The organism is Nostoc sp. FACHB-280, from assembly GCF_014697615.1.
GTDB lineage: Bacteria > Cyanobacteriota > Cyanobacteriia > Cyanobacteriales > Nostocaceae > Nostoc_B.
On sequence record NZ_JACJSD010000012.1, the window covers coordinates 92519 to 112451 of the forward strand.

Below are 19933 nucleotides of genomic sequence, written 5' to 3' on the forward strand. Positions count from 1 at the left end.
AAAGAGAACATTAGAGTTTGATTGTGCGTTGGTTCGCCAAACTAATTGAGACTATTTCTCAATTTCTCAATCACTTTAGTACCTTTCTGACAAATGATCAATATCTATTTAAAAATATTCTCAATAAAATTATTCCCCGGACTGGAAGTCTGGGGCTATACAAACGCCTGCCTGCCTAAGCTATCGGCAACGGCAAAGCTGAACTCAGGTTATATGGGTGCAGGAGTTGTAACTCACCTATACCCCTAAATATTTTGGTCTTTCTTACCCTCATCTGCTAACATTCGCAGTAATTTTCGCGCAACTAAAACACTAACTACCCCAGCACCAACTAATTCCACAGCTTGTACGACTGTTTTACCGATAGCGTGAGTGTCTAAATGGTGATGAAATATTTCTTCATCTAGCCATTCTGTCGTCGCTTTAAAGTCATGAATTGGGGTTGGTAATAGTGTTAAATAAGTACCTTGACGGATGAAATGTGCAGGTTCACCTGTAACTTCAAAAACATTAAATAGGTTTGCAGCAGCGTCATTAATTCCTAACTTTAATAGAGTACCTCGGATATTTACTCTAGCTGGTTTGGGGTCTTCTCCTAAAGCCAGTGCTTTCAAATTATGAGCAATATTTGCGCCTTGTTGATAAGCGACTTGTGCTGTGGGTGGTAGGGAACTATCAACAACTGCTGCACAATCACCACCTGCAAAGACTTCTGGAAAATCGAGCAATTGCATCGTGGGAGTAACTAAGGGACGGTGATGCGCATCACGATGTTCTTTGGGGATGGGTAAATCTTGAATTAGGGGATGGATTGAAGTACCAGCAGTCCAAACTGTAGTGTGTGTTGCTAGAGTTTTAATTTCATTATTAGTTTTATATTCAATTGCATAAGGATGAACAGCAGTAGCTTCTGCTTGTGTCAAAATTTCTATAGCTGTGCTACGTTTTTGTAATTCTTCTTCAGCAATTGGACGCAAAGGATCGTTAATATCTCCATCCAGGATGTTGTGACCATGATTGAGTAAAATTACCCGAATTTCTTGAGAATTACCACCTAAAGCTTGATACCAATGTGGCAGAAAATCGGCTAAAGTTGCAGCCATTTCCACACCAGAAGCACCACCACCAACTACAACTACTGTTAATAGTTTGCGGCGTTGTTCTATATCTTGTGTTTGGATTGCTGTTTGTAAACAATCACGTAGATGTTTATCAAGTGCGATCGCATCTGCTTGTGTCCAAAACGGAAAGGCATTTTCTTTAGCACCTGTAACTTGATGATAGCCAGTTACACTACCCAAAGCTAATACTAAGTTACTGTATTTGTAAGAGTTACCCGAAGCTGATTTGACTTCTCGTTGATGCAAATCTATTGACTGTACTGTATCTTGAACAAAGATAACTCCGCTTCCTTTTAGTAATTCCGAAAAACGCGGTACTACTTGAATAGAATCCAGCTCGCCATCAAAATATTCATACAGTAGTGGCTTAAAGCAAAATCGCTCATTGCTATCAATTAAAATTACAGAACGCGGATAATGTTCGTGTGCTAAATGTAAGGCAGTAAATAATCCAGTAAAACCACCACCGATAATAATAGTTTGATAAACACTGCTATTCATAAAAATTAGAATTTCTACAAATTGTTTTCATCGAGAGACATAGAAGAGCTAAAATTTATGCTCTTGACTATTGACCAATCAAATAAATAAAAAGAAAGCTATCAATACTGCACTCAAAGCAATGGCAAACATAATAGCGTATTCCACTCGGCGGCTAAAAAATCCGACAGCCGCAACGAGAGCGATCGCTAGTCCTATAATGCCCACATATTGACCTTTCTGTAAATTTTTGGCTATCAGTGGGTCTTGGTTTGTCCCAGGTGGTGGAGTTTCTTTAATTGCTCTTGGTGGTGGTAATTCTTGTGCTAATAACTTCATAAATTTTCTCCTAATATTAATTTTAAATATAGTCCTCAATAAATATTTGAGGAAAAATCAAACTTTAAAAACTATCTTAGGGATGATTATTTATAAAAATTTTGAAGCAAGTGAGGTACACCATAAGTATTAAGTAATGATTAATAAGTAATGAGTAATTTTATTACTTATTCCTTTTTTCAACCAGTTGCTGTACCTCATAAACATCGAATCTATCGACTCATTTATCTGCATCCATCCGCGTGCATCTGCGGTTAGTTATTCCTGCCTAATATCTCACCAGAGTAATTAATAAGACTTACGCAAACTCTACGATTTCTTGGCGTTCTTGGCGACTTGGCGGTACCCTGCGGGAAGCCGCTTCGCGTCTACGATAAATTAAGCTTTTGGGCAATTTTTGCGTAAGTCCTGATTAAATGCTAATTCCTGAGTTAGAAGCGATGTTTATCTTTTCGTTGTTTGACAAACTTCTAGGCGTGAGAACAGATTAACGCATAATTGCCACCAATTAGCTGTGGCGATCGCACTATGCCATTCCCAAACGCCTAAGACTTTGACGCGCCAAACCGACTCAAAAAAGCCAAAAAACGGCAAATGTCCCATCGGTGCATCTTCCGACCAAGTGAGGTTATCATAACTCAGCCAAGCATCTTTCAACCGCCAGCCAACTCGGTTAGCAAAATCAATGCAAGTTTCCGACGCTGCAACTTTGGCACTACCCAGCATTAAAGATAACACCGGGTCTGATGCAGAACTCGCAATGCTTTGGTAAATGCGTTGCTGGACACTGAAACCGAAGTTTCCGTGACTGTATTTTACCCACAAGCGATCGATAGTCAGTAAATCAACACAAGGTAAGTTTTCTAAACTCGGTAAATCAAGGTGGCGTTGTTGTTCCCTTTCCACCATTTTTAATATCAGATTTGTGGTTTCTGCATCCGCCTCTAACCATCTACCAGCTTGTAATAAATCTCGCAATTGAGAGTAATCTATGCCTAAAGATGAACTTAAATCATCATCTTCTGTTGGTTGAGTAGAACTTTCAGTGAAAAATGAATGCTTCTCTGGGAAAACTTCAATAATTCCTTGGGAACCAGATAACCAAAAGTATAATTTAACTTCAGTGGATGCCAAATTTATTTGTAATTGGGTAATTAAACTAGCGGCTGTGAGTCCAGAAGCTTGCTTATCTTGACTGAAGATATCTAATAAAGTCTTAGCAAAAGTTTCACTCGCATTATCTGATGCGGCACAAGCTATTAAACATTGTCCGGCATCTGTACCTAGTTGTAGTTCTTCTACCCAATCACGAATATTATTATCTGGAACCGGACAATCTAAAATAATAATTTGTTGTGACTTACACAGGCGTAATTGTTTGCGTAACCAAGCACGATTAATTACTGTATCATCAGCCAATACCAATACTGCTTCACCTGTGGGTGTTTCTTGAATTTGTCCGCGTAAATATAAAAATATGGTGGAAATTTCTTGGATTTGGTATTCTTTGGGAGATTCAGAGAAAGATTCTGAGAGTAAGCATTTTTGAATGGCTTTGCGGACATCTGACTTTATACTATTGCTACGCCCGTTCCAATAATTAATTTCAAAATTCCCCGAATTGCTGAGTGTTTTGATGAAAGCCGAAGCACTTTTTATCTGAGAAAATCCATCAATAATTAAACCTTGGCGGGGATGACGTGTGACACCTTTTTGATTTGGTTTTAGCCCTAAAATTACCTCACCTACACCTTCAACAATTCGCTTTGGTGTTTGCAAAGTATATTCCGAATGAATTTGATTTTCGCCTCTACCTTTTTTGAGTTGATTAATAACTCGCAATTGTTGATTAGCTTTATCTATATATGCCAGTGTTTGGTGATAAACATAGCGGTACAATCCATCAGATTCAATAATTCCTTGAGCATCTGCGGCTTCTCCTCGCAATCCGCGAATTAAATAGTAAGTAAAAACCCCGTGACCTAATTGGGGAAATTCCCAAGATTGTTGACCGCGATCGCAAGATAATAAAGCATAAAATCCCTTTCTCTTTGCTGCCCGTTGGCGGAGAATTTCTACTAATTCTTGTGTAGAATCCAGTAAAGGATTTTTTTCGCCCCTCGCCCCCACAAAAGTCAAATCACCACTATGACAAGCATCTAACCAGACTAACTGTTGTTGGGCAGCACTATTTTCTAATATTTGCAATAATTCTTGTAATTGCAAGCCAGTATTAATTAAATTATCTTGTTGAGTATCTTGCAAACACAAAACCACCTGTTTATCAGATGGTTCTAACATTCCATGACCAGAAAAATAAACTAATACCGTATCTATAGCTTGAGCCGCCGCCGCAATTTCTTTTAAACTATTGCGGACATTTTCTAATAAAGGTAAATGCTCACTATGATCACAATAAACTCGCAATTCTTTTTGAGGAAATCCAGCCGTTGCTGTACTCAAAGCTGCACTTAAACCTTGGCAATCTTGTGCAGAATAACGTAAACAAGGTATGCGCTCATCTTGATATTGATTAACTCCAACTAACAACAGCCACAGTTTTGCTGCACCAGTTTCTAGGTTGCGCGTAGAGTTACTAGTCCGAACACTTACTGGACACATCTATGAGAAGTTCCTCAACAAGAAAGCTAAGTGCATTGTATCTAGAGAAACCTATCTTAACGTATAACTCATATCCCGCAAGCCACTCAAGTTACTGGTTGAGAGCAAAATTCATCTGAAGATGGCTCAATATACCCGAAATTTTTGAGTCTACTTGAGTAGAGTTCAGCTATTAGCCTTGAACTTGAGTTCAAAGCGAGTAAACACAAAAGTAAATACCTGCTTGCCTTAGCTTGCAATTGTCGGCTATTTGTGTGAGTATGCTATAAAACTACGGTTAATTGCTCGACTTGACGTATTATCAAATCAAATATAGCTTGAATGTGCCTATGTTAATCAAGTATCTATCAAATAGATTGATGAAGATGTTCAGCAGTGTACTGCAAAATTATGAACTATTGAGAATTAACACATTTGCTTTATTCTTTGCTGGCGGGTTGACGTTGGCTTTGGTGATGTCTGCGTGTTCTGCCAACAACGCGAGTAACTCCACCGCAACACCAACAGCTAATTCCAGTCCAACCAATCAAGGTGTAGTCATTCGTATTGGCTATCAAAAAGCTGCAACTATTCTCAGCGCGATGAAAGCCCAACAAGATTTAGAAAAGGCTTTTGCAGCGACTGGTGCTTCCGTAACATGGTCAGAATTTCCTTCTGGCCCCCCAATGTTAGAAGCGATGAACGCTGGAAGTATTGATTTTGGCTACACAGGTGAATCACCACCAATCTTTGCCCAAGCCGCAGGTAATCCCTTAGTATATGTTGCTTACGATCCTTGGAGTCCCAAAGCCGAAGCAATTATTGTGCCAAAAAATTCCCCTATTCAAAGCGTTGCAGACTTAAAAGGTAAACGAGTTGCGTTTGCAAAAGGTTCTAATACTAACTATTTATTAGTCAAAGCTTTAGAAAAAGGCGGAGTAAATTACAACGATATCAAACCTGCTTTTCTGCAACCGCCTGATGCGCGTGCAGCATTCGAGGGTAATAATGTTGATGCTTGGGCGATTTGGGACCCTTATTTAGCGGCGGCGCAAGCTGCTACAGGCGCACGCACCTTAACTGATGCAACTGGTTTAGCACCAAATCGCGGTTATTATTTAGCGGCGAAATCTTTTGTAGACAAGAACCCTGATGCTTTAAAAACAGTATTGGAAGAAGTCAAAAAAAGAAGTGACTGGGCAAAAAATAATCCTACAGAAGTTGCCAAATTTCTTTCACCAGCCTTGGGAATTGATGCTGGAGTTTTAGAAGTGGCAGAAAAACGCCGAGACTATGACGTATTACCGCTAACAGACGAAGTAATTCGCGCACAGCAGGAAATTGCCGATACTTTTTACAAAATCAAGCTGATACCGAAATCTGTCAATGTGAGCGAAATTGTTTGGAAGGCTAGAGGCTAGTACAACAAGGCAAAAGGCAAAAGAAAAAATCACGATACCACAAGCTTTTTAGCAATTACAGCCTGTCACTGAGCTTACTTGTACTGAGCGCAGCCGAAGTAGTCGAAGTGTGGTCTGTTTACTTACGCCAACCTGTACTAGTAATTGTAATTTCCACTCCCCATTCCCCACTCCTACTTATGGATATCAATACTCAACGCATAAAAACTGATGTACTCGTCATTGGTGGCGGTACTGCTGGCACAATGGCAGGTATTAAAGCCAAGCAGGCAAATCCAGATGCAGAGGTGCTGATATTAGAAAAGGCTAACATCCGGCGGAGTGGTGCGATCGCAATGGGGATGGATGGAGTCAACACCGCAGTCATCCCCGGACACTCCACACCAGAACAATACGTCCGGGAAATCACCCTCGCCAACGATGGCATTCTCAACCAAAAAGCTGTCTATCAAACCGGTAAATTAGGTCACGAAGTCATCCAAGAATTAGAAAGTTGGGGTGTAAAGTTTCAAAAAGATGCCCAAGGTAACTATGACTTAAAACAAGTGCATCGTGTGGGTAAATACGTCTTACCTATGCCAGAAGGTAAAGACTTAAAAACCATTCTCACCCGCCAAGTCAAGCGCCACAAAGTCAAAGTTACGAACCGAGTGATGGCTACCCGTGTCTTAGTCAAAGACGGACGCGCTATTGGTGCGGTAGGATTTGATGTGAGAAACGGCGACTATATAATCATTCAAGCCAAAGCCGTCATCCTCTGTACAGGTGCTTGTGGCAGACTAGGCTTACCCGCTTCCGGATATCTCTACGGCACTTATGAAAATCCTACCAATGCTGGCGATGGCTATTCAATGGCTTATCACGCAGGCGCAGAACTCAGTAACATTGAATGCTTTCAAATTAACCCCTTAATTAAAGATTACAACGGCCCTGCCTGCGCCTATGTCGCCGGGCCTTTTGGCGCACATACAGCCAACGCCGAAGGAAATCGCTTCATTAGTTGCGACTATTGGAGTGGGCAAATGATGTTGGAAATTTGGAAAGAATTAAACTCAGGAAAAGGGCCAGTCCAACTCAAAATGACCCATCTTGATGAAGATACAATTGCTGAAATTGAATCCATACTTTGGGCGAATGAAAGACCAAGTAGAGAACGCTTTCATCAAGGTAGAAATGAAGATTACCGCACCCACGGCGTAGAAATGCACATTTCCGAAATCGGCTTATGTAGCGGTCATAGTGCTTCTGGTGTGTGGGTAAACGAAAATGCCCAAACTACAGTCCCAGGTTTATATGCAGCCGGAGACATGGCCAGCGTTCCCCATAATTATATGATTGGCGCTTTTGTCTTCGGTCGCATAGCTGGAACTCATGCCATTGAATATATCCAAGATTTAGATTTTGTCGAACCAGATGCCGAGTTTTTAGAAACAGAAAAAGCCAGAATTTATGCCCCATTAACTCGACCCAATGGTGTACCTCATACCCAGGTAGAATATAAACTCAGACGCTTAGTTAATGATTATCTCCAACCACCCAAATCAGGCAACAAAATCGAAATTGGTTTAAAACAGTTTATTCAATATCAACAAACCTTAGATTTAATGGGTGCGCGTGACCCCCATGAATTAATGCGTTCTCTGGAAGTGCATTTTATTCGAGACTGTGCAGAAATGGCAGCCAGAGCATCATTATATCGCCAAGAAACTCGTTGGGGTCTATATCATTACCGCTTAGATTATCCAGAAAAAAATGATGATGAATGGTTCTGTCATGTCAATTTAAAGAAAGATGAATCAGGACAAATGGTATTGTTCAAGCGTCCTGTAGATCCTTACATTGTCGAAGTAGACACAACCAAAGAACTATACAATGTAACTATGAAGTAAGGTATTCAAAATGAACCCGCAACCAGTCTGTACAGTTCTTGAATCTGACGATCGCACTTACGTTCGTCTTACTCTACACGATGAATAAATCCAGTATACTCAATTAATTATTAATATGTTATTTCCAAAAATATAACTTGCAATTTAACTAAAAATGACAGATTTATCACAAATTAGAATATGCTTTCTTGGTGAGTCATTTGTTAACGGTACTGGCGACCCAGAGTATCTAGGTTGGACAGGCAGAGTATGTGTTTATGCTAATAAAAATGGCTATGATATTACCTACTATAATTTAGGAGTGAGACGAGAAACCAGTACAGAGTTAAGACAGCGTTGGTTAAGAGAAACCGTTTATCGTTTACCAAAAGAATATGATGGTAGAGTTGTATTTTCGTTTGGCGTAAATGATACAACTATTGAAAATGGTAAAACTCGTGTCGAACTTTCAGAATCAATTGAGAACGCCCGGATTATCTTAAGTGAAGCAAAGAAGTTATATCCTGTTTTAATGATTAGTCCTCCACCATGTGCAGATAATCAGCAGGATGAAAGAAATCAACGAATAGCAAATTTATCTCAGGAATTTTCTTTAATATGTCATGAACTGAATATACCTTACCTTGATGTTTTTACTCCTTTAAAACAGTCCAATATTTGGGTAGAGGAGGCAAAATCGTATGATGGCGCACATCCCAGAACCGCAGGATATACAGAGTTTGCCAATCTTGTGCAGAATTGGAGTGGCTGGTTAAATTGGTTTCCTCATCTTTTGGTCAAATAATAAGTAGTAATAAATGTCTTATAAAGCCATAATTTTCGACCTCGATAATACACTATTAAATTTTGAACTATGTGAACGTCAAGCTATCCTTGGTGCGTTATCAGATTGTGCAGTATCTTTAGATATATATGAAATAACTGAAGCTAATTTTTTAGAAGTATTTGAGACTTATAACTCTCAGTATTGGAGAAAGAGAGATGTTTTATCACCTATCGAAATAACAGAATTGTCTTATCAAAGTACACTTGCTCAATTAAATATAAAAACAGATAAAACTAATCACCTCAGTCAAAGCTTTTGGCATATTTTTAATCATTCAGCCGTAACAGAATATGGTGTATATGAACTTTTAACCGTCCTGGAACGCAATTATCGGTTAGCTGTCATTACCAACGGTTTTGTATCAGCACAAGTACCAAGGATGCAGGCTGCGGGAATTGATCACTTTTTTGAGGAGGTGGTAGTTTCGGAAGCAATTGGTTTTGCTAAACCATCTCCTGAAATATTTCATCATGCCTTATTGAAATTAGATTTAACACCCGCACAAGTTCTTTACGTTGGAGACTCTCTTAATCATGACTATGCAGGAGCAAGACAAGTCAATATTGATTTTTGTTACTACAACAGAAAAAATCAAGCCTTACCACAGGAAGTTAAACCAAAATTTATCGTCAATCAACTTTTAAATTTACTAGAGGTTGTTTGAAAAGTGGTTGGTTGTGATTATTAGCACTTCTTGATCCCCCTAAATCCCCCTTAAAAAGGGGGGAAATACTTCAAAGTCCCCCTTTTTAAGGGGGATTTAGGGGGATCTAAAATGTTTTGCTACCAACAAGAAGACTTTTAAAACATCCTCCTAGAACTCGTTAAATAATGTTTAACCATTGAATATTTCAAAAAAATGCCTATTTATAATTCCATTGGTAAACAATATTCCCAAACTCGTGTTCCTGATAGTCGCATTGTCAATGCAATAATTAATCTACTCAATTTACCAAAGGGTAGCATTATCGCTGATATTGGTGCTGGTACTGGTGGTTATAGTGTAGCTTTGGCTAACCAAGGATTGTTTGTTTATGCTGTTGAACCTTCTATCGTGATGCGACAGCAAGCAGTTGTACATCCTCAAGTTGAGTGGTTTACTGGCTATGCAGAAAATTTAGCTTTACCAGATAAATCTGTGGATGGCGTTATCAGTATTTTAGCGATACATCACTTTTCGCATCTCGAAAAATCTTTCCAAGAAATGCAAAGAATTATTAGAGATGGAACAATCATTTTACTAACTTTTGATATTAGACTCGCGCAAAGAATTTGGCTCTATGATTATTTTCCTTTTTTATGGGAAGATGCTTTACGATTTTTAACCCTTGACGAACAAATTAATTTACTTCAGAAGAATACTAAAAGGCGCGTTGAAGCCATACCATTTTTATTACCACACGACTTATCTGATTTATTCGCCGCCGCAGCCTGGAGACGACCAGAATTATATCTGAAAGCCGAAGTACGTGCAGGTATATCATCTTTTGCGTTAGCTAATCAAGATTTAGTAGAAAAAGGATTAGAGTTACTTACAGCCGATTTAAATAGTGGAGAATGGATAAAAAAATATGGTGAAATTCATAATCTGCAAGAGATTGATATAGGCTATCGCTTTATTTATACAACAGTCGATAAATCATGATGGGTAATAATTATGGTAAATAAAGTTGCTTTGGTTAAAGAAGTTACAATTAAACAAGCTAATATTAAACATGCAGAAAGAATTACTATCCTTGGGGAACAACTAGGATATTCTCTCACAATTCAACAGGTGGAGCAACGTCTGAATAAATTTCAAAACAATGCAGAACATATTGTTTATGTTGCAACTTTAGCAAATGAATATGTAATTGGTTGGGCGCACGCTCATATTTGTGATTTACTCATTATGCCAAAGCAAGCAATTCTTTTAGGTTTAGTGGTAGATAAAGATTATCGTCATCACGGAATTGGACGTTATTTAATGCAGTATATTGAACAATGGGCTGTCTTAAAAGAATGTGATGGAGTAATTTTACGTTCTAATATTAAACGCAAGGAAGCACATTTATTTTATGAAAAAATTGGTTATACAAATATAAAACAGTCATTAGCTTTTTATAAGCCATTAGTTTAATGTCTAAATTACAAAGTTGGGGAATGATGTTATGGCTTTAGTTAATCAAAGAGTAGATGTACCTGTTATTGTTGATGAATCGAAATGTTTGGAAAAATGTACGGCTTGTATTGAGGTTTGTCCTTTAGATGTGTTGGCTAAGAATCCAGAGACTGGGAAAGCATATATGAAATATGACGAATGTTGGTTTTGTCTACCTTGTGAAAAGGAATGTCCTACTAATGCTATTACGGTGCAGATTCCTTTTTTGTTGCGGTAATTATGCCGTTAGAGTAATGTGAATTTCACGCAGAGGCGCATACTTCGACTTCGCTCAGTAACCATAGGTGCGGAGAGTAAGAGTTTGAGAGAGGATTTAAGATGTCTATAAGTGCTGATTCTGAATTAAATCAATGGTTGGAAATGTTGCGATCGCCTGATGTCAATGACCGCTTAGTAGCTGTTAAAACTTTACAACATCTTGGCGAGGAAGAGACAATTGATGCTTTAATTATTGCCCTTAAGGATGAAAATATAGCTGTCCAGAAAATAGCTATATCTGCTCTTTGGGAAATTGCCAATCCTGTGGCGATTCCTGCTTTAATTGAATGTTTGAGTTCGCAAGATGAAGATATTCGGGCTGAAGCTGCATCAGCTTTAAATGAGTTAGTTAGTCAAGATGATTTATTGCTTTTACTAGATAAAGTACAAATTGATAATATCAATACACAACTCAATATTTTAGTGCTGTTGCGTAAAATTCATGATATTCAATCTCTACCATATATATTACCATTTTTACAATCAAATAATCCCGAATTAAGGGAAACTGCAATAACTACATTGCGCTATCTCAATCAACTAGAAAAATGCCCCGAAGCTTTAAATTTAATCTTTGATGAATCAGCCGTTGTGCGACGTGCTACAGCTTTAACTCTGGGACATTTGCAAGATACAGAAGTAATTACTAAACTCAGTCAAGCACTGACTAATGATCATGATTGGCAAGTGCGGCGTAATGCGGCTAAATCTCTAGCTATTCATGCAAATCATCAAGAAATTTTTGCCTTAGAAACTGCTTTAAGTGATGAACATTGGCAAGTCAGGAAAGCAACAGCACAAGCCTTACAAAAAATTCCAGATATTCAAGTTATGCCGCAATTAATTCAAGCATTAACAGATGAATATGCAGATGTCCGCAAAGAAGCTGTAATTGCTCTGGGTAATTTCGCTCATTCTGATGTTATCATCCCACTACAACAAGCTTTAGATGACCCTGATAGGGAAGTTGCTATTCAAGCGCAACGAGCGATTAACAAGATACAAACAGATATTGTTTTTAACGCAGAGTCACGCTAAGTAAACGCGGAAAAACGCAGAGTGTTTTTAAAGTTAGTCTGCTATGGTTTCATGAAACTTTTTAAGAGGTTTGGCAATAATGGTGCAAGCAGAAGTTAATTCTTATCAGCAAGAAGTCGTCAAACTACTTAAACAAGTCATTGAACCAATTTTAAAAAATGACATTGTCAGTTTGGGAATGGTGCGGAATCTTCGCATAGTTGATGACTACGTTTACTTGCGTTTATATATTGGTTCTCATCAACAGCACTTAAAAACAGAAGTTGAAGCTAAATTAGCAGCTTTATCTTGGTGTAAAAAGACTTATATTCAAATTTGTACAATTCCTGGTGTGAAAATCACTCTGGGAATTTCTAGTGGTAAAGGTGGTGTTGGTAAATCAACAACTGCTGTAAATATAGCCGCCGCTTTAAGCTTACAAGGGGCAAAAGTTGGGCTATTGGATGCGGATGTTTATGGGCCAAATGTGCCGCAAATGTTGGGTTTAGAACAAGCTGATGTGGAAGTAATTCAGACTCCTACAGGTGAGAAGTTTTTACCTTTAGAAGTGCAAGGAATTAAATTAATGTCGGTGGGTTTACTGGCAGAAAAAAATCGTCCTTTGGCTTGGCGGGGGCCTGTACTGCACAAAATTATTACCCAATTTATTAATGATGTGGAATGGGGAGAATTAGATTATTTATTAATAGATTTACCTCCTGGTACGGGTGATGCTCAAATTACGATTATTCAAGAAAGCCCAATTTGTGGGGTGATTTTAGTGACGACTCCGCAGCAAGTAGCTGTTGCAGATGTTCGACGTAATATATATATGTTCCGCCAAGTCGGTGTTCCGGTGCTGGGGATTGTAGAAAATATGAGTTACTTAAGCTGTGGGGATTGTGGTTCACGCACTTATATTTTTGGTAGTGGTGGTGGTGAACAACTTGCAGCCGAATTACAAGCACCACTGTTAGGACAAATCCCCATTGATTCGCGTATTTGTAGTGGTGGTGATAGCGGAAATCCTATAGCTATGAGTGAACAAGCTTCCCCAGCAAGTGAGGTTTTTAGGAAAATTGCGATCGCACTTCACACCACTTTCAAGACAACCACAAAAAAACCCTCATAAAGAGGGCGCAAAAGTAATATAATTTCAACGACTGCGTAAAGCTTCTAGTTGTTTTAACTGTGCCGTTTGTTGTTCTAAACGAATGGAAAGGCGATCGCACACCAGTTCGCAAATTTCAAAAATTAAAGGGTCAACAATCTCATAGTAAATACTGACTCCTTGAGGTTGGCGATGAACAATACCTGCTTGTGCCAAAATTTTTAAATGTTTAGACACATTGGCTTGTCCCAGTCCGGTAGCTTCGATAATTTCTGAGACGTTTTTGCTACCCGATTTTAAACTGCATAAAACCTGGAGTCTGCTAGTTTCTGAAAGTACTTTAAAATAATCTGCAATTGGCCCAAGGGCAGCAGGTGAATTTTCTAACATACTCATGGCTAAATATATCTATCTACTATATTACTATATAGTATTGGTATTATCATACTTGTTCGCAGAAACATAAAGTCGATCACGAATGTTAGGCGTGTATTCTGATACTTTGCTGGATTGAAAAGAATGGCGATTTTGGAATAGTACTAAAGCTGCAACTGCTAATAAAAAATAGCCAAAGCTTTTTTGCAGTCTATAAGCAGGAACAAATTCTGCCAGATATGCACCGAAAATTGTTCCAGCACTAGCAGCCACAATAAAAGATAACATCAACTGCCAATTAAAAGAAATATGTCCCCAATAGCTTAAAAAGCCAGCAATTGAATTCAACACAATAATCAAGAGTGATGTACCAATTGCTTTTTTCATCGGTACTTTTCCTAAAAGTACTAAAGCTGGAACAATGGCAAATCCACCACCAACACCAATCAAGCCAGTGAGTATTCCCACACCTAATCCTTCAGTCATTAACCATAACCAGCAATATTGACAAATTGGTGGAGGATACAAAGCTAACTGATCATCTGGGGCTACTTTTTGAGAACTACGGCGAATCATGAATACTGCTGCCAATAACATCATGATGGCAAACAGCAACATTTGGAAAGTGTCGGTGACAAAGGGTAGCAAGGCTATTTTTGCCCCGATAAATGCTCCCAACATAGTGGCGGAACCGAAAATCAATGCTGTTTTCAATTGAATATTTTTGGCTAGCCAGTGAGGAATTATACCCAGTAAACTCACAGTCCCGACGATCGCCAAAGTCATAGCGATCGCAGATTTTGTGGGTATACCCATAACATAAACTAAAACTGGCAACGCCAATACAGAACCACCGCCACCAATCAAACCTAAACTCAACCCAATACAAGCAGCTAGTATATGTCCAATTATCCAGGTCATACACTACTCCGTTGATTATAAGGCAGTTTTGCTAGTAGCATTCCTAACGCGCAGGTGTCTGTAATTCCCGCAAACATCAATCCGGCTCCGACAAAGCCACTGAGAATCAAAAACCAAGGAGAAACAAAAGCACCCAGCAATGTGCCTGTAACCACCAATGAACCTGCAACAATTTGCACTTGCCGCATTAAACTAATTGGGGCATTTTGGTTAATTTTGGTGGGATAACCTGCCGCTTTCCAAGCTGTCATCCCGCCGTTAAGATGGGTGACTTCTGTAAATCCCGCATCAAATAGTTTTTGCGCCGCCATTGTTGAACGATTCCCAGAACGACAGTAAAGAACTACTTGGGTGTCTTGGGTTTGCGGTACTTTGCGCGGATCAAATTTGGACAGGGACATTAGTGTGGCATTGGGGATATGTTCTCCAGCATATTCAGATGGTTCACGCACATCTATCAGAGTGACAGTTTGTTGTTTGAGTAACTGTTGGAGAGTTTGAGCGTCAATGGTTTGTAATTTGCTTGTATGAGAAGTGGTCATTATTGTTTACCTTTGAGGAATATTTTTAAACGCAGAGATATGGTGAAATCTGAAAATTTTTTGTCTCACGCAGAGGCGCAGAGAAAAGCACGCCGAGATTCTATTAACTTATGCAAGAACTCTCTCTAACTGTTATAACTTTGTGTCCTATGCGTCCTTTGCGGTTCGTTTTTTCATATTTGTGCGAGTAGGTTACAAAAATTTCTTCCCCCTACTCCCTTTATTAATTACGCCGCCACGTTACCGCAGCGTTGGTTAGCGGGTACGGCTTCCATGATTTTTTTCGGGTTGGGTAAATTCAGGTTTGCCATTAACTGGATAAATTCTTCGCGGTTACGCCCTGCAAACCGAGGGTTTAATTGTTTTTCTTCGCCAATGGTGGAAACTGTATGACCACGATAGTCATGACCAGGATAAACTAAGGTTTCGTCGGGCAATGTGAATAATTTTTGGGTGACAGCATCGTACATCATTCCCGCATTGCCACTTTGAAAGTCTGTTCTTCCACAACCACGAATAAATAGTGAGTCTCCGGTGAGTAGGTGAGTACCATTCACTAAATAGGCATTATGGCTATCAGTATGACCGAGGGTGGCGATCGCTTCTAATTTCACACTGCCTAATTCTATAACTTCGCCATCTTTCATAAATCTATCGGCACATCCGGCTTGGGCATTTTCTGGCACAATTCCCAAACAACCTGTTATTTCCCGTAATTTAGCAGTTCCCGTAATATGATCAGCGTGGATGTGGGTTTCTAAACAGTATTTGAGCGTTAGTTCTAATTCTTGCAACAATTGGCGATCGCGCTCCACTTGTTCTAATACCGGATCGACCAAAATCGCCGTTTTTGTTCTTAAATCTGCAATTAAGTAAGTATATGTACTAGTCTCTACGTCAAATAGTTGTCGGAATAACATTATGCCTAAACTCCACTATTTATTCACAATATTACTATATAGTAATATTGTGAATAGCGTCTAGTAGATTGAAAAATATCAATTAAAATGCTTGTAATTCAAGAATGGCGTTAATTAACTCTTCTGGTTCGACAGGTTTAGAGATATGGCGGTGGAATCCAGCTTGAATTGCTTGTTGAGCGTTGATTTCTCCAGCATAAGCAGAAAGAGCGATCGCTTTAATATTGCCGCCCTGGTCTGGGGGTAAATTTCGTACTTGCTGCATTAATATATAGCCATCTACTTGCGGCATTCCAATATCGCTTAACAAGATATCTGGTTGGAAGTACTTCAAAGTTTGTAAGGCTTCTGTTGCAGAATTGGCCATTGCGACTTTTGCGCCTTCTTGTTCCAGAACAAAAGCCAAAAACTCACAGTTATCAGCATCATCATCAACCACTAAAAGCTTGATGCCATTTAAGCTTAAGGCTAACTCCTGCCGCTGGCTAGGTTGATGTAATTGCTGGTAAGTTGGAATGAGTGGTAGCTTGACTTTAAAAGTTGCGCCTAGTCCTTCTCCAAAACTCTGAGCCTGAACTGTGCCACCATGTAACTCAATTAAATGACGCACAATGGCTAGTCCTAAACCTAAACCACCAAACTTTCTAGTTGTTGCACTATCAGCTTGGCGGAAGTAATCAAAAACATAAGGTAAAAATTCGGGAGAAATACCTTTGCCATTATCACTGACTGTAATTTGAGCAAATGATTCTAAGCGTTCTAGACGAACCTCTACCTGTCCTCCTGATGGCGTAAACTTAAGGGCGTTGGATAGCAGATTCCACACAATTTGTTGTAAACGGCTAACATCCCCAGCTACTTGCCCCACATTGGATGCCAAAATCGTCCGTATGCTAATAAACTTTGCCTGTGCTGCCAATTTAACTGTTTCGATTGCACCTTTAATTACTGTGGTCAAATCTACAGAGGTAACACTCAGACTGAGTTTGCCTTGTAAAATTTGAGAAATATCCAATAAATCTTCAATTAATTGGGCTTGGAGTTTGGCATTACGCTCAATAGTTTTCAGGGCTTCGGTGGTTTTTGCTGGGTCTAGCTGTTGAGATTGTAGTAACCGCGACCAGCCAAGAATCGGATTGAGGGGTGTACGCAATTCATGAGATAAGACTGCCAAAAATTCATCTTTAATGCGGTTGGCGGTTTCTGCTTGTTCTCTAGCGGCTTGTTCTTGTTGCAGCAGCCGAATACGTTGCTGTTCTAGTTGTTTTTGGTCTTCAATATCTGTAGCTGTTCCAAACCATTTAACTACTTGACCCTGGTCATTCTTTAACGGTATTGCTTGGTGTAAATGCCATCGATATGTCCCATCAGCCCGGCGCATTCTGCCTTCTGCTTGATAATAACTGCCATTTTGTTGAGCCATTGCCCAATTTTGAGTTAGTCTAGGCGCATCATCAGGATGAACCACTGCTTCCCAGCCTTCTGTGTGTGCTTGTGCTAGTGTCAACCCAGTAAAATTACACCAACGTTGATTGACATCAACAAGTACTCCATTGGTATCAGCTGTCCAAACTAATTGGGGAATAGATTCAGCCAAATATCGATAGCGTTCTTCACTGTCCAACAAGGCTGCTTCCGAGAGTTTGCGCTCTGTAATATCCAAAGCAATTCCCGTCATCCGAATAGGCTGATGATTGTCATCGTAAAAAGTTTTGCCAATGGCGGTTAGCCATCGTTCTCCTTTTTCGGGATGAATGATGCGAAATTCTACATTTAGGTCAGTGCGGTTTTCTAGGGCTTGATGGGCTGCTTGATCAGTGCGATCGCGGTCTGGTTCAATAATCGATGAAATCCAGTTTTCATAAGAAGCTGGTATTAAGGTGGGATCAAGACCATAAAGTTGATAATATTCTGCCGACCAGGTAACTTGATTAGTGGTAATTTCCCAGTCCCACACACCAGCATTAGCCGCTTGTTGAGCAATTCTCAGTCGCTCTTCACTTTGATAAAGTGTTTTTTCAGTTTGTTGGCAGTGAGTATTGCCAGGATGGTTTTCATTTGTGAACTGTACAGTTTGTTGTTCTGGCTGAATCAAACTACGAGCAAACTGTTCAATCACCTCCGAGCGCGAAGTTCCTTGCTTTTTTGCCTGTTCATCTAATAATTGCCAAGCAGTGGCGGTTAGTGTCACACTAAATCGCTGTTTAGTTTCACCATCGCAATTACTCACAAATTGACCCGCGCTATTTCGCTTCATAAGGCTTTGCCCGTATATAGATCAGCCATATACATATACGGTTATTTCTATTCAAGCCTAATTTTTCTGTATCACAATCTCTCTCAAGGAAGATGATTTTGTATTTAATGCTGATGATTTATGGCAGGAGGATAAGTCTTATTATTCGTGGCATTCACGATTTCAAATCGTCCTAACATATCTGACTACTGGACTGTCTATCCTAAAAAAAGGTTCTTGCACTCACAGTCCGTTGGAGATTAGCTAAAGCCCGATTGTAGTCTAAAATTGCGGTGACTCGATTACCTTCGGCTCTGGTTAAGTCATTTTCTGCTTCGATGACTTCTGTTTGTGTACCAACACCAGCTTGATATCTAATTCTGGCGATATTGAGTGCTTCTCTAGCTTGTTCTAAACCCACAGCAGAAGTCTGCACATTATCTAAATTAGCGCGTAGTTGAGCGTAGTATTGTTCAACATTAAAGCGAATTTGGTCGCGCTGATTGGCAAATTGAGTTTCGGCGATCGCTATATTAGTTTTAGCCTGCGCCGCTCTAGCTCTGGCTGCGCCACCATCAAATAAATTCATACTGGCTTGCAATCCAATAGAATAACCATCAGTGACGCTGACACTATCGTTAAAGCGATCGAGTAAGTTATAACTTGTAACTAAACTTACTTGCGGTCTGACTTGTGCGATTGCTTGTCGTCGTTGTTGTTCGTAAATATTTCTTTGCGCTACTTGTTGGCGCAATTCTGGTCGATTTTGAAAAGCTTCAACAATAGTTTGTTCTAAAGTTGGTTGCCAAAGTCCTGCCAGTGCCACTGTATCTGCGGCTGTAATATCTACTGATTGGGGTAAACTCAGCAATGTCCCAAGTTGACGACGAGCAATTTGTTGGTTTGATAGGGAATTAGTCAAGTCTTGTTGGGCGTTAGCCAAGTTTACCTGAGCTTGTAGGACATCAAATCTTGTCCCTACACCTGCTCTTTCTCTGGCTTGAGCATCTTGTAAACTGGCTTGAGCATTGGCTACCGCCGATTGATTAATTCTGACTTGTTCATCAGCTTGTTGCAAATTGTAATATTGAGTTTTGACACTTAGTTCAATTTCTCTAGATTGGTTTTCGACATCTAACTCATCTATGCGTAACTGTTCTTCAGCTTGTTTAATAGTTGCTTGACGATTACCGGATGTGTAGAGGTCATAATTCAGTTGTGCTGTACCGTTAAAAGAAGTACTCGGTTGAGAAGAATTGCTACTAAAGCCATTACCACTGTTAGTTACACTCCCGTTGATATTAAGACTAGGAAACAAACTCGCTTGAGATTCTCTCAGTGCTGCACGACTGCGTTCTAACTCTAAAATTGTGACTTGTAAAGTGCGATTATTGCGTCTGGCTAATTCTAAAGTCTGCGCCAAACTCAAAGGTACAGTTCTTTGAATTTGTACCTCTTCTGGTTTAGTGGGAAATTGTAAAGGATTGGCACTAGGATTTAAGTTTTCTGCGGGAATTTGTGGTGTTGTTTGCGATGGAGTTTGAGCATCAACACTCTTGGGTACAGCAGAAATTAAAAGAGCGATCGCCACAACAAACCAGGTAGAATGCACTGAAGATAGCATAGAGTTTACTAATTGGAAAATCGAGAGTAGAGATTAGTTAATTCAGTTTAAATCACTTAATTTTGTCTGACTATCACCTGAGTGAATGATA

General features: G+C 39.5%; 18 protein-coding genes. 9 read left to right on the forward strand and 9 right to left on the reverse strand.

What is annotated here, in order from left to right:
- Positions 1 to 245: 245 nt before the first annotated feature.
- The 3 genes from H6G75_RS11330 to H6G75_RS11340 form a co-directional block, all read right to left on the reverse strand.
- Positions 246 to 1622: an NAD(P)/FAD-dependent oxidoreductase gene (locus tag H6G75_RS11330; RefSeq protein ID WP_190980038.1), complete on the reverse strand. Its 1377-nt coding sequence runs from the start codon at positions 1620 to 1622 to the stop codon at positions 246 to 248.
- Positions 1623 to 1700: 78 nt separating this feature from the next.
- Positions 1701 to 1940 (reverse strand): hypothetical protein, encoded by a 240-nt coding sequence (locus tag H6G75_RS11335; protein ID WP_190980039.1) that lies wholly within the window; start codon positions 1938 to 1940, stop codon positions 1701 to 1703.
- Between the two features lie 444 nt (positions 1941 to 2384).
- Positions 2385 to 4562, reverse strand: a complete 2178-nt coding sequence (locus tag H6G75_RS11340; RefSeq protein ID WP_190980040.1) for a GUN4 domain-containing protein — start codon at positions 4560 to 4562, stop codon at positions 2385 to 2387.
- A gap of 365 nt (positions 4563 to 4927) precedes the next feature.
- Here H6G75_RS11340 and H6G75_RS11345 point away from each other — a divergent pair, with 365 nt between their 5' ends.
- The 9 genes from H6G75_RS11345 to H6G75_RS11385 all read left to right on the forward strand — a co-directional run bounded on the left by H6G75_RS11345 (position 4928) and on the right by H6G75_RS11385 (position 13245).
- The gene (locus H6G75_RS11345) at positions 4928 to 5962 is read left to right on the forward strand and encodes a sulfonate ABC transporter substrate-binding protein (RefSeq protein WP_242051508.1); all 1035 of its coding nucleotides are present in this window, start codon (positions 4928 to 4930) and stop codon (positions 5960 to 5962) included.
- A gap of 179 nt (positions 5963 to 6141) precedes the next feature.
- Positions 6142 to 7851 (forward strand): fumarate reductase/succinate dehydrogenase flavoprotein subunit, encoded by a 1710-nt coding sequence (locus H6G75_RS11350; RefSeq protein WP_190980092.1) that lies wholly within the window; start codon positions 6142 to 6144, stop codon positions 7849 to 7851.
- 154 nt (positions 7852 to 8005) lie between these two features.
- A complete protein-coding gene (locus H6G75_RS11355; protein WP_190980042.1) occupies positions 8006 to 8635 on the forward strand; it encodes a GDSL-type esterase/lipase family protein in 630 nt (209 codons plus the stop codon).
- Positions 8636 to 8648: 13 nt separating this feature from the next.
- Positions 8649 to 9341, forward strand: coding sequence for an HAD family hydrolase (locus H6G75_RS11360; protein WP_190980043.1), 693 nt, complete (start codon positions 8649 to 8651; stop codon positions 9339 to 9341).
- Positions 9342 to 9536: 195 nt separating this feature from the next.
- Positions 9537 to 10322 carry a class I SAM-dependent methyltransferase gene (locus tag H6G75_RS11365; RefSeq protein ID WP_190980044.1) on the forward strand — a complete coding sequence of 262 codons (786 nt, stop codon included), beginning with the start codon at positions 9537 to 9539 and terminating at the stop codon, positions 10320 to 10322.
- Positions 10323 to 10334: 12 nt separating this feature from the next.
- A complete protein-coding gene (locus tag H6G75_RS11370) occupies positions 10335 to 10796 on the forward strand; it encodes a GNAT family N-acetyltransferase (protein ID WP_190980045.1) in 462 nt (153 codons plus the stop codon).
- 31 nt (positions 10797 to 10827) lie between these two features.
- Entirely contained in the window at positions 10828 to 11055 is a 228-nt protein-coding gene (locus tag H6G75_RS11375; RefSeq protein WP_190980046.1) for a ferredoxin family protein, read from the forward strand.
- 101 nt (positions 11056 to 11156) lie between these two features.
- The gene (locus tag H6G75_RS11380; protein WP_190980047.1) at positions 11157 to 12134 is read left to right on the forward strand and encodes a HEAT repeat domain-containing protein; all 978 of its coding nucleotides are present in this window, start codon (positions 11157 to 11159) and stop codon (positions 12132 to 12134) included.
- A 79-nt stretch (positions 12135 to 12213) separates the two neighbouring features.
- Positions 12214 to 13245, forward strand: coding sequence for an Mrp/NBP35 family ATP-binding protein (locus H6G75_RS11385; RefSeq protein WP_190980048.1), 1032 nt, complete (start codon positions 12214 to 12216; stop codon positions 13243 to 13245).
- A gap of 24 nt (positions 13246 to 13269) precedes the next feature.
- Here the strand turns inward: H6G75_RS11385 and H6G75_RS11390 are convergent, their stop codons facing one another.
- The 6 genes from H6G75_RS11390 to H6G75_RS11415 form a co-directional block, all read right to left on the reverse strand.
- Positions 13270 to 13614: a helix-turn-helix transcriptional regulator gene (locus H6G75_RS11390; RefSeq protein ID WP_062293739.1), complete on the reverse strand. Its 345-nt coding sequence runs from the start codon at positions 13612 to 13614 to the stop codon at positions 13270 to 13272.
- 33 nt (positions 13615 to 13647) lie between these two features.
- Positions 13648 to 14520, reverse strand: a complete 873-nt coding sequence (locus H6G75_RS11395; RefSeq protein WP_190980049.1) for a sulfite exporter TauE/SafE family protein — start codon at positions 14518 to 14520, stop codon at positions 13648 to 13650.
- Positions 14517 to 15062, reverse strand: a complete 546-nt coding sequence (locus H6G75_RS11400) for a rhodanese-like domain-containing protein (protein ID WP_190980050.1) — start codon at positions 15060 to 15062, stop codon at positions 14517 to 14519. The genes H6G75_RS11395 and H6G75_RS11400 overlap by 4 nt, the downstream gene beginning before the upstream one ends.
- A gap of 227 nt (positions 15063 to 15289) precedes the next feature.
- Positions 15290 to 15982 (reverse strand): MBL fold metallo-hydrolase, encoded by a 693-nt coding sequence (locus tag H6G75_RS11405; protein WP_190980051.1) that lies wholly within the window; start codon positions 15980 to 15982, stop codon positions 15290 to 15292.
- 82 nt (positions 15983 to 16064) lie between these two features.
- Positions 16065 to 18239: a PAS domain-containing protein gene (locus tag H6G75_RS11410; protein WP_190980052.1), complete on the reverse strand. Its 2175-nt coding sequence runs from the start codon at positions 18237 to 18239 to the stop codon at positions 16065 to 16067.
- A 202-nt stretch (positions 18240 to 18441) separates the two neighbouring features.
- On the reverse strand, positions 18442 to 19842 hold the full coding sequence (locus H6G75_RS11415; protein ID WP_190980053.1) for a TolC family protein: 1401 nt from the start codon (positions 19840 to 19842) through the stop codon (positions 18442 to 18444).
- Between the last annotated feature and the right edge of the window lie 91 nt (positions 19843 to 19933).